The following is a 13,419-nucleotide window of genomic DNA, read 5'->3' as shown; positions in this document are numbered from 1 at the left end:
GGCAGCCGCGCATGGCGATATGTCCTCACTCAGGGTGTCCACGCCCTGGTTCGACTAGACCGGCGGTGAGAGTTCCTGGCTCCCGGGGATTGCTACCCCGGTGACAGTGGCGGGACCGCGCCGGACTCGCACCGGCTTCCTCTCCTGCCGCCGTACTGGCCCCGGCAGTCCACCACGGCCGGGTTCAGCCGTCAACTTGCCGTTGACCTGCGAGGGGAGAGTGTGGAGAAGCCCACACCGCCGCTGTGGCGCCGAGTTGGTCACCCCCGCCAACACGGCACCGGGCGGTACGGGACCCAAGTCCCGTACCGCCCGGCGGAGTCGATCGCGATCAGGCCACGATCAGATAGATGCCGTATCCCACGGCCGCCGCACACGCTGCGAAGCACGCGTACGCACCCGTCACCGCGAGCCCCGCGGACCCGCCCTCCGCGGCCGCCCGCTCGCGGCGGGACAGGCCGGTGATGCCGAGGGTGAACAGGCCCACCAGGGCCACGGTGACCACGAGGCTGACGCCGAAGACGGAGCCGAGGGCCGCCCAGTCGATCTTCATGGCAGAGGTTCTCCTTGTAACCGAGTGGGCGGGATCAGACCGGGGTGGTCGTGGTGGAGGGCTCGCGGTCGGCCGGGGCCGGCGCCGGGATCGTGGCGCTCGGCACGTCCGTGGCCGGGCCACCCGCGGGCGGCGGCGTCACCGCGGCCATCGCCGTGGTCACCACACCGGCCGGCTCCGCCTCGTCGGCGTCGTTGACGTTGGTGTGGTCGACGACCTCACGCCGCGAGATCTTCCAGATCGCCGCACTGGAGGCGACGAGGAAGACGGCCACCACCGCGGTGCCCCAGCTGCCGAAGCCGGTGACGTACTCGGCGAGCGCGCCCACCAGGGCCGCCGCCGGCAGGGTCAGACCCCACGCGACGAACATCCGCGTCGCCGTCGACCAGCGGACGACACCGCCCTTGCGGCCGAGCCCCGCGCCCATCACCGAGCCGGACACGGAGTGGGTGGTGGAGAGGGAGAAACCGATGTGCGAGGAGGCCAGGATGACCGTGGCCGCGCTGGTCTGGGCGGCGAAGCCCTGCTGCGGCTGGAGGTCGGTCAGGCCCTTGCCCATGGTGCGAATGATGCGCCAGCCACCCAGGTACGTGCCGAGAGCGATGGCGAGACCCGCCGAGAGGATGACCCACATGGGCGGGTCGGAGTCGGGGGCGACGGCACCGCCGGCGACCAGGGCGAGGGTGATGACACCCATCGTCTTCTGGGCGTCGTTGGTGCCGTGGGCCAGCGAGACCAGGCCCGCGGAGGCGATCTGGCCGGCCCGGTAGCCCTTCTCGGAGGCCTTGCCGTCGGCCTTCCTGCCGAGGGAGTACGTCAGCCGTGTGGCGAGCAGTGCCGCGATGCCCGCGACCACCGGGGCGGCGATCGCCGGGATCAGCACCTTGGTGACCAGGACGTCACCGTGCACCGCGCCGACGCCCGCCGAGGCGATCGTGGCGCCGATCAGGCCGCCCATCAGGGCGTGCGAGGAGCTGGACGGCAGGCCGACCAGCCAGGTCAGCAGGTTCCAGAGGATCGCGCCGACCAGGGCGGCGAAGATGACCTCGGGACGGATGCCGGCCTCGTCGACGAGGCCTTTGGAGATCGTGTTGGCGACTTCCACGGACAGGAAGGCGCCGACCAGGTTGAGGACGGCGGACATGGCGACGGCGACCTTGGGCCTCATGGCGCCCGTGGAAATGGTCGTGGCCATCGCGTTCGCGGTGTCGTGGAAACCGTTCGTGAAATCGAACGCGAGTGCGGTTACCACCACAATCGCGAGGATCAGCGAGAAGCTTTCCATTTACCCAGGCAATCGTTCGAGGTCGTTGGCCCGTCGAACGTAGGTAACCCGAGTGAACGGAAGATGAACTGGGAGGGGCGCAGGGGTGTCCGCATGCGAGGGGTGGTGTTCCGCCCCGCTGCCAGGCTCCCCGCGCCCCAGGGGTTAGGCGCCGCGCGCGAACTGTTTCAGTCGATGGAGTGATCCGTCGAAGAGGTTCTGATCCCCCGGAAGGCTCCCGGAGTCGTTGTCGTACTGCCAGAAGGTCCACGAGGACCAGCCGGCCGGCAGGGTACCCGCGCTCGCGGCGTTGTAACGGGCGATCCACAAGGGGTGGTCGGCGGCGAAGGCGCGGCTGCTGCCCGTGCAGGTGTTCCACCAGTGGGTGGTCGTGTAGATCACCGGACGGCGGCCGGTGAGCCGCTCGACCTCGTCGCTGAACGACCTGATCCAGCCGACCATCCTCGCCTTGCTCAGGCCGTAGCACTTGTGCTTCTTGTCGTACGGGTTGTACTCGATGTCGAGCGCGGGCGGCAGCGTCCAGCCGTCGGCGGTCCAGCCGCCGCCATTGCGTACGAAATGCGCCGCCTGCGCCTGGCCCGACGACCGGTCGGGTATCGCGAAGTGGTAGGCGCCGCGGACGAGACCCGCCGTGCGCGATCCGTCGTACTGCCGGCCGAAGTAGGGGTTGCGGTAGCTGGTGGACTCCGTCGCCTTGACGTAGACGAACCTGGCGCCCTTCGCCTTCGCGTCGTGCCAGTCGATGTCCTTCTGGTGCGACGAGACGTCGTGTCCCTTGGGACGGCTCGCCCCCGAGGCGGGAGCCTCGGCGAGGGCGGTGCCTCCCATCACGAGTGCCGCCGCGTACACGGCGAGCCACCGGCCGCGGCGTCGGGACGGTGTGCGGTCACGGGCCATGATTCCCCCCGGAATGGCGACGTGCACGGCAAATCCCCCAGAGGGTATTGGAAGATCATTGGATATCCGAAGATCTCCAGCCAAGAGAGAACTCTGGGGCACATATGCGGGTATGTGCCCTTACGGAGGCGCGGCGTCCGGCCTAAAGTGCCCCCGCCCGGCGGCGCGTTGGGGGATCGCCTGGCAGGATCGCCGCATGGCTGAGCAGCGAGGTGACGGGCGGGGCACGGGAGACGTCCGGGGCATCGGGCAGGATGCGGGGGAGTCGCGGCGGAGGGGGGTGCGCCCCGAGGAGGCGCGCGCCTGGGAGGAACTCGTCACGACGGCCCGCCGGACCGTCTCCGACGGCCTCGTCGTCGGCACGTCCGGGAACGTCTCGGTGCGCGTCGGGGACACCGTCCTGGTCACGCCTTCGGGCGTCCCCTACGACCGGCTCGGGCCGGACGACGTGACCGGCGTCGGGCTCGACGGCCGGCAGGTCCTCGGCACGCTCGTCCCGACCAGCGAGCTGCCCATGCACCTCGCGGTCTACCGCACGACCGGCGCCCGTGCCGTCGTCCACACCCACGCCGTGCACGCGACGGCCGTCTCGACGCTCGTGAGCGAGCTGCCGCTGATCCACTACATGGCCGCCGCGCTCGGCGGGCCCATCCGGGTCGCCCCGTATGCCACGTACGGCACCGACGAGTTGGCCGAAAACATGCTCCGCGCCCTCGACGGCCGCTCCGGCTGCCTCCTCCAGAACCACGGCACCGTCACCCATGGCGCCTCCCTGGACCAGGCCTACGACCGCACCGCCCAGCTGGAATGGATGTGCCGCCTGTGGCTGACCGCCACATCGGTGCCGGGCCTGTCCCCGAGCCTGCTGTCGGGCGAGCAACTGGCGGAGGTGGAGAAACAGCTACGGGGCTACGGCCAGCAGCGCTGACCATCCGCCCCGGCCGCCCGCCCCCGTCACCCCGCCGCTGCCTCCCACTGGTCCGTCGCCGGGTCGGCCGGGACACTGGAGTCGTGCGCACCGCCAGAGCGACGGCCGCTGCCGTCACCGCCCTGATCGGAGCCGGAGCTGCCGCCGTGGCCGCCGGACGGTTCGCCAGTGACGCCGCGCTCAAGGCGCCTCCCGGCCGGCCCCTGCCCACCGAACCCCGGCTCACCGTGCACGGCACCGCCGCGGGGCAGATCAGCCTCACCCGCGACCTGGCCGCCCTGCGGCCCGGCCGCTACGGCCTGTCCGGCAACGGCTCCCACGCGGTCGTCGGCCCCGTCCTGGCCGACACCCCGCATCCCGCCGACACCGTCGTACGCCGCCTGGAGCGGGTCACCCACGGCACCCTGAAACCCGGCGACAAGGCCTGGCTCACCCCGAACGTGTACGTCGGCAACCCGAGCGCCGCCCTCGGCATCGAACACGACGACGTCGACATACCCGGCGAACTCGGCGCCCTGCCCGCGTGGTTCGTCCCCGGCGCCCGGGACACCTGGGTGATCGCCGTGCACGGCCTCGGCACCACCCGGGAACTCGCCATGAACGTCTTGGGGTTCCTGCACAGCAACCACTTCCCGGTGCTCGCCCTCGCCTACCGTGGCGACCTGGGCGCGCCCCGCCCGCCCGACGGCCTGAGCCACCTCGGCGAGACCGAGTGGCGCGACCTCGACGCGGCGATCCGGTACGCCGTGCGCCACGGCGCCCGGCAGGTCGTCCTGCACGGCTGGTCCACCGGCGCCACCATGGCCCTGCGCGCCGCCGCGCACTCGGAACTGAGCGACCGCGTCTCCGGGCTCGTCCTGGACTCCCCGGTGCTCAGCTGGGAGGCCACCCTGCGCGCCCTCGCCGCGGCCCGCCGCACCCCGGGCGTGCTGCTGCCCCTGGCGGTCCGCGCCGCACAGGGCCGCACCGGCCTCTACGGCGACCGCGTCCCGGGCGCGGCCCTCGCCGCCGGGCTCCGGGTCCCGTCGCTCGTCCTCCACGGACCGGACGACACGGTGGCCCCCTGGCAGCTCTCCCGCCGGCTCGCCGGCGCGCGCCCCGACCTCGTCGCCTTCCGCACCGTCGGCAACGCGCCCCACGGAGCGATGTGGAACGCCGACCCGCAAGGCTACGAGGAGGCCCTGCGCCGCTTCCTGACCCCTCTCATGTGACCCCTACACGTCACGCACCCCCCGTTCACGCCCCCTTCGCCCCGTCGCAACCACGTTCCGACCCGTTCCCCACCGACCGGTCGTGATGATTCCGTTTAGCGTCGTACCACTGGCCTGTTTGCGGCCCTCGACCGCTCGCGGGACCCCGTGCGTTGGCCATCCCCGTCGCCCGCCGTGACATTCCGTTTGGGTTTTCGGACCGTCAACCGGAAGACTGCCCCCGTGACGTCCCGTATCCCGCGCGACTCCAGGCTTCGACTCGTCCGCCCGCGACCCCTGGCCGCCGCCCCCCAAGCGATGAACCAGCGGCGCTCGCGCCGACCCGCACCGCGGCCCCCGGAGGGCACCCCGGCCCCGGCGGAGCTGGCCAGAATGGCACGCTCAGGTCTGGCCGACGCGGCCCGCGTCGCCCGCTGGGCCGACACCGAGCTGGGCCCCGGCCGGGGCAGTGCCACCGCCGACGGCAAGGCCACCCTCTCCGCAGCGACCGCCGAACGGGCCGCCCGCGAGCTGGGCCTGACCCCGGATCAGGTCAGAGCCGACTGGGACACCGCCCGGCTCGCCGGTCTCGTCGAGGTGCACGGCGACAGCGCCCGCCCCGGCTGGCGGCTGCGCGCCTGGGACCGCGACGACAGTGCCGTCCTGCGCGGCTGGGTCGCCCTCTTCGACGCCTGGTCGCTCGCCTATCCGGAACCCGAGGATCACGAGCCCGCCGCCGTCGCCGAGGTCGTCTCGGCCATGCCGCAGGCGCTGTCCTTCCTCCAGCTGTCCGCCGGCCCCGTCCCCGTGGAGCAGCTCCTCGATCTCCTGGAGCAGCGCGTCACCGAGCTGCGCACCGCACGCTGCGAGATCCCCTACGGCCCGCAGCCCGAGCCGCCGGCCGACCCGGAGCCCACCGACGCCCCGCTCGCCCCGCTCCTCGACTGGGCCCTGCGCGCCCTCGCCTCCGTCGGCGCCCTCACCTACGGCGACGGCCAGGCCACGCTCACCCCGCTCGGCAGCTGGGCCGTCTGGGTCAAGCTGGAGCAGATCTGCGTCGCCGCGCAGAGCCCCGCCGGGAACATCGAGCAGGCCGCCGAGGACATGCTCCGCGGCTGCGCCCAGCTGCGCCCGAACGCGGCCCGCGCCGAGTACCGCGCCTGGCTCGCCGCCCGCCCCGTCGGCAGCGCCGTCACCGAACTCCTCGGCGCCGCCCGCGGGGAGGACGCCCTGCTGCGCGGCCTCGCCTTCGAGGCGCTGCGCGTGGTCGGCGCCCCGGCGGAGCCGGACGTCCGCGCCGTGCTGGACGAGCCGACGCTGAGGCCGTACGCGCTGCTGTGGCTGGCCGAGCACGACGGGGCCGACCCGGAGGACGCCCACGAGGTCCTCACCCGGGAGGAGGCGACCTGGCTGTGGGTGGACACCGCAGCCGCCGTCGCCGACCACGGTGAGGCCCCGCTGCTCGTCCGCCACCTGGAGTCCGCCGTGCAGCCGACCATCCCGATGCTGCTGGACGAGGTGCGCGCCGTGGGCCACCCGCGGACCGTGCAGGTCCTGGTCGCCCTCGCCGCGGCGCATCCCGACCCGGCCCTGGCCAAGGCCGTACGCCGGGCCGCCTTCCAGGTGCACACCGGCGGCAGCTAGGGACCCGGCCGGGCCGTCACCCGGCCGTCTCCGGCGCGTACGTCCCGAAGCTCCACACATTGCCCTCGAGGTCCCGGGCCATGTAGTCCCGTGAGCCGTAGTCCTGGTCCGTCGGGGGCATCAGGATCTCCGCGCCGTGGTCCACGGCGCGGCGGTGGTGCGCGTCCACGTCGTCCACGACGACGTACACCCCGGTCGTGCCCGCGTCCTTCATCGCCTTGTCGAAGACGCTGCCCGTGCCCTTGCTGCCGATCATCACCGCGCCGTTGCCCTGCACCAGCTCGGCGTGCATCACCGCGCCGTCCTCGCCCTCGAACACCGACAGCTCCGTGAAGCCGAAGGCCCCCGTGAGCTGCCGGATCGCCGCCTTCGCGTCGGCGTACAGCAGCGTCGGGTAGATGCTCGGACGCCCGCCGGACGTGTCTGCCATACCGACCACTCCCTTCTGCTGCCCAGTCTGGCACCCACCACTGACACCGACCCGGCGAGACCAACCGAACACCCGCACGCAGAAAAAGTGGTTGCACCGCCCCGTTAGACTGTCCCCCATGGCCTTTCTCCTCGCGCATTAGACGGCGGGAACGTCCTCAGCCGCCCATCCCGCCCCCGTATCCGCCCTGGAGTCTGTCCGTGATCTCCGCCTCCGGTATCGAGCTGCGCGCCGGTGCCCGTGTCCTCATCGAAAACGCCACCTTCCGCGTCGCCAAGGGCGACCGCATCGGCCTCGTCGGCCGCAACGGCGCGGGGAAGACCACCCTCACCAAGTGCCTCGCGGGCGAGGGCGTGCCCGCCGGCGGCACCATCACCCGCTCCGGCGAGGTCGGCTACCTCCCGCAGGACCCCCGCACCGGCGACCTCGACATCCTCGCCCGCGACCGCATCCTCTCCGCACGTGGCCTGGACGTGCTGATCCGCAAGATGCGCGACAACGAACAGCGCATCGCCAGCGGCAAGGGCGCCACCCGCGAGAAGGCCCTCAAGCAGTACGAGCGCCAGGAGACGGAGTTCCTCACCAAGGGCGGGTACGCCGCCGAGGCCGAGGCCGCCACCATCGCCGCCGCGCTGAACCTGCCCGACCGGGTGCTCGGCCAGCCCCTGCACACGCTCTCCGGCGGTCAGCGCCGCCGCATCGAGCTGGCCCGGATCCTGTTCTCCGACGCGGACACGCTGCTGCTCGACGAGCCGACCAACCACCTCGACGCCGACTCGATCATCTGGCTGCGCGACTACCTCAAGACCTACCGCGGCGGCTTCATCGTGATCTCCCACGACGTCGACCTGGTCGAGACGGTCGTCAACAAGGTGTTCTACCTGGACGCCAACCGTGCCCAGATCGACATCTACAACATGGGCTGGAAGCTCTACCAGCAGCAGCGCGAGGCCGACGAGAAGCGGCGCAAGCGCGAGCGCGCCAACGCCGAGAAGAAGGCCGCCGCGCTCCATTCGCAGGCCGACAAGATGCGCGCCAAGGCCACCAAGACGGTCGCCGCGCAGAACATGGCCCGCCGCGCGGACAAGCTGCTGTCCGGCCTGGAGGCGGTACGCCAGTCCGACAAGGTCGCCAAGCTGCGCTTCCCGGAGCCCGCCCCCTGCGGCAAGACCCCGCTGATGGCCGAGGGCCTGTCGAAGTCGTACGGCTCGCTGGAGATCTTCACCGACGTCGACCTGGCCATCGACAAGGGCAGCCGTGTCGTCATCCTGGGCCTCAACGGCGCAGGCAAGACGACCCTGCTGCGGCTGCTGGGCGGCGTCGAGCAGCCCGACACGGGTGCCGTGGTCCCCGGCCACGGCCTGAAGCTCGGCTACTACGCGCAGGAGCACGAGACCCTCGACCCCGACCGCACGGTCCTGGAGAACATGCGCTCCGCCGCGCCCGACATGGACCTCGTCGAGGTCCGCAAGGTGCTCGGCTCGTTCCTGTTCTCCGGTGACGACGTCGACAAGCCGGCCGGTGTCCTCTCCGGCGGCGAGAAGACCCGCCTGGCGCTCGCCACCCTGGTGGTCTCCTCGGCGAACGTGTTGCTCCTCGACGAGCCGACCAACAACCTCGACCCGGCCAGCCGCGAGGAGATCCTCGGCGCGCTGCGCACGTACAAGGGCGCGGTCGTCCTCGTCACGCACGACGAGGGCGCCGTCGAGGCGCTCCAGCCGGAGCGGATCATCCTGCTGCCGGACGGCGTCGAGGACCTGTGGGGCGCCGACTACGCGGATCTCGTCGCCCTGGCTTGATCGAATACGTGATCAACGGCGTATGGATCATTCGGCCTAGCGGTGATCCATCATCTGTGTGAGATCTCCTCGTACCGAGGTGTGTCCTACATCGATTTCGCGGCCGAGCCCCGATTCTTCCGGGCTCGGCCGCGACGCCTTTCTGACCTGGCGTTTCCCGGGGGAATCCGTTCGGCCGTACGGACGCCACACTTCGGAATTCCGTATTCCGTTTGTGGGGACGCGCTCCCGTCGTCACAACCTTGTCTCACGGACCTTGCCGAATGGGTGGCCATCAAGGCCCGGAGGGGTGATCATGAGGAGACCAGAGCGCACTTCCCATGAGGAGGCACGGGTGGCCGAGACTCTGAAGAAGGGCAGCCGGGTGACCGGCGCCGCGCGCGACAAGCTCGCGGCAGACCTGAAGAAGAAGTACGACGCCGGTGCGAGCATCCGGGCGTTGGCCGAGGAGACCGGCCGCTCGTATGGCTTCGTGCACCGCATGCTCAGTGAGTCGGGCGTCACGCTGCGAGGGCGTGGCGGGGCGACGCGGGGCAAGAAGGCCACGGCCTGATCCCCGGGTGGCCCCTCGGCTTCGATGGTGGCCACCCGGTCGGTCGGCTGATCGGCCGGGTGGTTACTGTGCAGTCACTTAGCTGACCGCACACATCGGAGGCGTCCCATGGCTTCGCCCGACAAGGACCTCGTTCCCGTACTCGACAAGGACGGCGTACGGCTCACCGTCGACGACGCGATCGCCACGGTGACGCTGACCAACCCGGCCAAGCGCAACGCGCAGAGCCCCGCTCTGTGGCGGGCGCTGACCGAGGCCGGGCGGCAGCTGCCGGGCTCCGTCCGCGTCGTGGTGCTGCGGGCCGAGGGCAAGTCCTTCTCGGCCGGTCTCGACCGGCAGGCGTTCACGCCCGAGGGCTTCGACGGGGAACCGTCGTTCATCGACCTCGCGCGTGGCAGCGACGCCGAGCTGGACGCGACCATCGCCGAGTACCAGGAGGCGTTCACCTGGTGGCGGCGCAGCGACATCGTCTCCGTCGCCGCCGTCCAGGGGCATGCCATCGGGGCGGGCTTCCAGCTCGCCCTCGCCTGCGATCTGCGCGTCGTCGCGGACGACGTGCAGTTCGCCATGCGCGAGACCAGCCTCGGACTCGTGCCCGACCTGACGGGCACGCACCCGCTGGTGGGACTCGTCGGATACGCCCGCGCGCTGGAGATCTGCGTGACCGGGCGCTTCGTCACGGCCGAGGAGGCCGTGAACACCGGGCTGGCCAATGTGGCCGTGCCCGTCGGCCAACTCGACGACACGGTCCGCGACCTCGCATCGGCCGTGCTCGCCGCGCCCCGCGACGCGGTCATCGAGACCAAGGCACTGCTGCGCGGCGCGCAGGACCGCACCTACGAGGACCAGCGCGGCGCGGAACGCCAGGCCCAGGCCCGACGCCTGCGGGACCTCGCCGGCGTCGGGGACTGAACCGGCCGGATCAGGGGATGGCCAGGGGAGTTGCCGCCGGCTGCGCGATGCCCCGCTGCCGCCCCTCAGCCGATCCCGCTCACCAGGACCGCCACCGTCGGGTGGTCCGCCAGTGACGTCCGCACTGCTGTGCGGACGCCTCGCGCCACGTCCCGGGCCCGGTGGTCCTCGCGCACCGCGAGTTCGATCCGGATGTGACGGTGCGCCAGCGCGGCGTCCCCCGGGAGCTCCTCGATGTGCACGGGGTGGCCCAGCGCGCCGGTCAGCCGGAGCACGCCCGGGACCTTCAGCGCGGCGGCGGCGACGCGACCCTCGTCGTCGCCCCCGGCCTGCGCGGCGGGCGGCGGCTCGGGGAGCGGCGCGGCGGGCCCGGGCGGTTCCGTCTCCTCGTCCAGCAGGCCGGTCACGCGCAGATCCACCTCCGTCACCGTCAGACCGAGCCGCTGCGTCGCGGCCGTCGCCAGCGTCGCCCGCAGCAGGGACGCCGTCGTCGGGAGCGGCTGCGAGGCCGTGGCGGCGAACTGAGCCGTCACCCGCAGCGGTCCGGGCGGCAGACCGCTCGGCGGGGCCGGCACGGCCGGGCTCCCGGTGTCCGCCGGATCGGCGAGCGCGACACGGAGCGCGTCGAGGCGCACACCCGGAGCGTCCCCCGCCGCGTGCCGTAGCACCGCCTCGGCCGCCCGCTCGGCGATCCACGCGCCGTCCCGCGCGTCACCCAGCGGCAGGAGCCTGCCGAGGCCCAGCTGATGTCTCACTGCCTGCGTCCACCGGTCGGCCGTCATTCCTCCAGCCTGCCGTATCAGAGGCGCGTATCCACGCAACCGTGCTTACGGTGGTCGAAGGACGACGACCGAAAAGGACGTACGGCGATGACTGACATGACCGAGAACCGGGGCGGGGAGACCGAAACGTCGGCGGCGCGCAGGAGTCCGCTGGCCAAGCGCGGCGGGGGAGACCCCGGATCCCGCGGGCGGACGACCATCGCCGACGGCGTCGTGGAGAAGATCGCCGGACTCGCCGCACGCGACGTGGACGGCGTGCACGCCATGGGCAGCGGCCTGTCGCGCACCTTCGGAGCCGTGCGCGACCGCGTGCCCGGCGGCGCGAAGTCGGTGACGCGCGGTGTGAAGGCCGAGGTCGGCGAGGTGCAGGCCGCCCTCGACCTGGAGATCGTGGTCGTCTACGGCGTGGCGATCGCCGATGTGGCCCGGGACGTACGGGAGAACGTCATCACCGCCGTCGAGCGGATGACGGGCCTTGAGGTCGTCGAGGTCAACATCGCGGTGAGCGACGTGAAGCTGCCGGACGAGGAGGAAGAGGAACCGGAGCGCCGGATCCAGTGAGGCACCTGCCACCGAGCGCAGCGACAGAGAAGCTGAGGAGCGCAGCATGAGCATGGCCGTCGTCGGCATGATCGCCGGCATGGCACTGGCATTCGCCGGGTATTTCGGCGGATTCGGCGCCTTCCTGCTGGTGGCGGCGCTGGGCGCCGTCGGCCTTGTCGTCGGCCGGTTCCTGGAGGGGGACATGGACTTCGGCGACTTCTTCCGTTCCCGTGAACGGCGGCGGTGACGACCGTGAGCGCGGGGGCCGGTGAGCTCGACAGACCCCTGACCGTCGTCCCGCCGGGCGAGCGGGGTGCCACCCGGATCGCCGACCGGGTCGTCGCGAAGATCGCCTCGCAGGCGGCCCGCGAGGCCGTCGGGCCGCTCCCGCCCGGCGCCGCCCGGCCGTCCGCCACCGTCGCGGTCCACCACGAGATCGCGCACGTCCGGGTCCACGTCGAACTCGACTACCCCTGCGACGTCGGCGCGCGCTGCCGCCAGGTGCGTCGCCGAGTCGTCGAGCGGGTGGGAGCCTTGGTGGGAATGCAGGTGCCGGAGGTCGTCGTCCAGGTGGAGCGGCTGCACCTGGCCGTCGGGACCGGCACGCCACAGGGGAGGACGCGATGAGCGAACCCCGCGGCACCGAACCGCCCGAGCCCGAGGCCACCACACAGCGGCTGCCCGTCGTCGAGAAGTCGCAGACCGGCACCGGCGACGACCGGTCCGCGCCGGCGGCCGGCAACGGAACGCCGCCCGTACCCGAGAGCGACGGCGGCCGCGAAGGCCGCTTCTGGTCGGCACGCCGCGTCCCGGCGGGCATCGTCGCCCTGCTGCTCCTGGGACTTGCCGGACTGTTCCTCTACGACATCGTGTCCGTGCGCGCCGACCGGCCCGTCATGAGCTGGCGCCGGGAGCTCGCCCGGCAACTCGCCGGACGGCCCCTCGACGACACCTGGGTGCTCGTCGGGGCCGGGGTCGCCGCCGCCCTCGGGCTCTGGCTGCTGGTCCTGGCGGCCACGCCCGGCCTGCGGCACGTGCTCCCGATGCGGCGTACGCACGCCGACGTACGCGCCGGACTGGACCGGGACGCCGCCGCGACCGCGTTGCGCGACCGGGCCATGGAGGTGGCCGGCGTGCAGTCGGTGCGGGTGCGGGTGCGCCGGAGGCGGGCGGACGCCCGCGCCGTGTCGCACTTCCGTGAACTGGACGAAGTGCGAACCGACTTGGACGCCGTGCTCACCGACGCGATCCGCGGACTGGGACTCTCCCGGCCACCCTCGCTGTCGGTGCGCGTCCGGCGGCCCGGCAGGAAGGAGTGACAGCGATGCTCAGGGTCGTCAACCGCGTGTTCCTGGGGCTCGTCGGCCTCGTCCTGCTGGTGCTGGGCGGCTCGGTACTGGCCGTCGGCCTCGGCGCTCCGGCGCCCTCGTGGTGGATCCACGACAGCCGCCACGACGTGCTGCTGAGCGACGCCGAGCGCACCCGCTGGCGGGACAGCGGCTGGTGGTGGCCGACCGTCATCGCCGTACTCGCCGTTCTGTTGCTGCTCGCCCTGTGGTGGCTGGTCGCGGTGCTCCGCCGGCGCCGCCTCGCCGAGGTCCTCGTGGACACCGGCGACGGCGAGGGCGCCCTGCTGCGCGGCCGGGCCCTGGAGAACGTCCTCACCCAGGAGGCGGCGCAGATCGACGGCGTCGACCGGGCCCACGCCCACTTGACGGGCCGCCGCAGCGCCCCCGAGGCCCGGGTGCGGCTCGCACTGGAACCGCACGTGGACCCGGGAACGGCCCTGCACGACCTGACGACCGACGCCCTGACCCACGCCAGGACATCGGCGGGCCTCGCGTCACTGCCGGCGGAGGTACGGCTGCGGGGTGTCAAGCACGGTGCGGAGAGGGTGAGCTGA

Annotated in this window: 16 protein-coding genes and 1 riboswitch; of the genes, 11 read left to right on the top strand and 5 right to left on the bottom strand. The window is 72.4% G+C overall.

The window, feature by feature from the left end; genetic code table 11:
* Nucleotides 1-69 precede the first annotated feature (69 nt).
* Nucleotides 70-143: riboswitch (cobalamin riboswitch) on the bottom strand.
* A 188-nt stretch (nucleotides 144-331) separates the two neighbouring features.
* The 3 genes from GTY47_RS06290 to GTY47_RS06280 form a co-directional block, all read right to left on the bottom strand.
* Nucleotides 332-553 (bottom strand): hypothetical protein, encoded by a 222-nt coding sequence (locus GTY47_RS06290; protein WP_010037803.1) that lies wholly within the window; start codon nucleotides 551-553, stop codon nucleotides 332-334.
* Between the two features lie 34 nt (nucleotides 554-587).
* The gene (locus tag GTY47_RS06285) at nucleotides 588-1,838 is read right to left on the bottom strand and encodes an inorganic phosphate transporter (RefSeq protein WP_010037802.1); all 1,251 of its coding nucleotides are present in this window, start codon (nucleotides 1,836-1,838) and stop codon (nucleotides 588-590) included.
* Between the two features lie 144 nt (nucleotides 1,839-1,982).
* Nucleotides 1,983-2,735: a lysozyme gene (locus GTY47_RS06280; RefSeq protein WP_010037801.1), complete on the bottom strand. Its 753-nt coding sequence runs from the start codon at nucleotides 2,733-2,735 to the stop codon at nucleotides 1,983-1,985.
* 196 nt (nucleotides 2,736-2,931) lie between these two features.
* Between GTY47_RS06280 and GTY47_RS06275 the strand changes: the two genes are divergently transcribed.
* The 3 genes from GTY47_RS06275 (at nucleotide 2,932) to GTY47_RS06265 (ending at nucleotide 6,497) form a co-directional block, all read left to right on the top strand.
* Complete coding sequence (locus GTY47_RS06275; RefSeq protein WP_029181025.1) at nucleotides 2,932-3,663, top strand: class II aldolase/adducin family protein; 732 nt, start codon at nucleotides 2,932-2,934, stop codon at nucleotides 3,661-3,663.
* Between the two features lie 83 nt (nucleotides 3,664-3,746).
* Nucleotides 3,747-4,874, top strand: coding sequence for an alpha/beta fold hydrolase (locus tag GTY47_RS06270; protein ID WP_010037797.1), 1,128 nt, complete (start codon nucleotides 3,747-3,749; stop codon nucleotides 4,872-4,874).
* Between the two features lie 297 nt (nucleotides 4,875-5,171).
* Nucleotides 5,172-6,497 carry a hypothetical protein gene (locus tag GTY47_RS06265; protein ID WP_086012490.1) on the top strand — a complete coding sequence of 442 codons (1,326 nt, stop codon included), beginning with the start codon at nucleotides 5,172-5,174 and terminating at the stop codon, nucleotides 6,495-6,497.
* Nucleotides 6,498-6,513: 16 nt separating this feature from the next.
* On the opposite strand, the gene GTY47_RS06260 is transcribed toward GTY47_RS06265, so the two are convergent.
* Nucleotides 6,514-6,927, bottom strand: coding sequence for a VOC family protein (locus GTY47_RS06260; protein ID WP_010037794.1), 414 nt, complete (start codon nucleotides 6,925-6,927; stop codon nucleotides 6,514-6,516).
* A gap of 200 nt (nucleotides 6,928-7,127) precedes the next feature.
* On the opposite strand from GTY47_RS06260, the gene GTY47_RS06255 reads away from it, so the two are divergent.
* The 3 genes from GTY47_RS06255 to GTY47_RS06245 all read left to right on the top strand — a co-directional run bounded on the left by GTY47_RS06255 (nucleotide 7,128) and on the right by GTY47_RS06245 (nucleotide 10,191).
* A complete protein-coding gene (locus GTY47_RS06255) occupies nucleotides 7,128-8,726 on the top strand; it encodes an ABC-F family ATP-binding cassette domain-containing protein (RefSeq protein ID WP_010037792.1) in 1,599 nt (532 codons plus the stop codon).
* 334 nt (nucleotides 8,727-9,060) lie between these two features.
* Nucleotides 9,061-9,279, top strand: a complete 219-nt coding sequence (locus tag GTY47_RS06250) for a helix-turn-helix domain-containing protein (protein WP_010037790.1) — start codon at nucleotides 9,061-9,063, stop codon at nucleotides 9,277-9,279.
* Nucleotides 9,280-9,387: 108 nt separating this feature from the next.
* A complete protein-coding gene (locus GTY47_RS06245; RefSeq protein ID WP_010037787.1) occupies nucleotides 9,388-10,191 on the top strand; it encodes an enoyl-CoA hydratase/isomerase family protein in 804 nt (267 codons plus the stop codon).
* A 65-nt stretch (nucleotides 10,192-10,256) separates the two neighbouring features.
* Here GTY47_RS06245 and GTY47_RS06240 read toward each other — a convergent pair whose 3' ends face one another.
* On the bottom strand, nucleotides 10,257-10,973 hold the full coding sequence (locus GTY47_RS06240; RefSeq protein ID WP_010037785.1) for a hypothetical protein: 717 nt from the start codon (nucleotides 10,971-10,973) through the stop codon (nucleotides 10,257-10,259).
* Between the two features lie 87 nt (nucleotides 10,974-11,060).
* Here GTY47_RS06240 and GTY47_RS06235 point away from each other — a divergent pair, with 87 nt between their 5' ends.
* Genes GTY47_RS06235 through amaP form a run of 5 tightly spaced genes read left to right on the top strand, consistent with a single transcriptional unit; the run spans nucleotide 11,061 to nucleotide 13,419 of the window.
* Complete coding sequence (locus GTY47_RS06235; RefSeq protein WP_010037783.1) at nucleotides 11,061-11,534, top strand: Asp23/Gls24 family envelope stress response protein; 474 nt, start codon at nucleotides 11,061-11,063, stop codon at nucleotides 11,532-11,534.
* A gap of 46 nt (nucleotides 11,535-11,580) precedes the next feature.
* Nucleotides 11,581-11,763 carry a hypothetical protein gene (locus GTY47_RS06230; protein WP_010037781.1) on the top strand — a complete coding sequence of 61 codons (183 nt, stop codon included), beginning with the start codon at nucleotides 11,581-11,583 and terminating at the stop codon, nucleotides 11,761-11,763.
* Nucleotides 11,760-12,143, top strand: coding sequence for a hypothetical protein (locus GTY47_RS06225; protein ID WP_010037780.1), 384 nt, complete (start codon nucleotides 11,760-11,762; stop codon nucleotides 12,141-12,143). The genes GTY47_RS06230 and GTY47_RS06225 overlap by 4 nt, the downstream gene beginning before the upstream one ends.
* Nucleotides 12,140-12,835 (top strand): DUF6286 domain-containing protein, encoded by a 696-nt coding sequence (locus tag GTY47_RS06220; protein WP_010037779.1) that lies wholly within the window; start codon nucleotides 12,140-12,142, stop codon nucleotides 12,833-12,835. Before GTY47_RS06225 ends, GTY47_RS06220 begins: the two co-directional genes overlap by 4 nt.
* A complete protein-coding gene (gene amaP, locus GTY47_RS06215; RefSeq protein ID WP_029181024.1) occupies nucleotides 12,832-13,419 on the top strand; it encodes an alkaline shock response membrane anchor protein AmaP in 588 nt (195 codons plus the stop codon). The genes GTY47_RS06220 and amaP overlap by 4 nt, the downstream gene beginning before the upstream one ends.

It is taken from the genome of Streptomyces sp. SID5464, assembly GCF_009862985.1.
GTDB lineage: Bacteria > Actinomycetota > Actinomycetes > Streptomycetales > Streptomycetaceae > Streptomyces > Streptomyces chartreusis_D.
The sequence above is the reverse complement of the archived record's forward strand: the minus strand, read 5'-3'. Positions and strand labels throughout refer to the sequence as shown.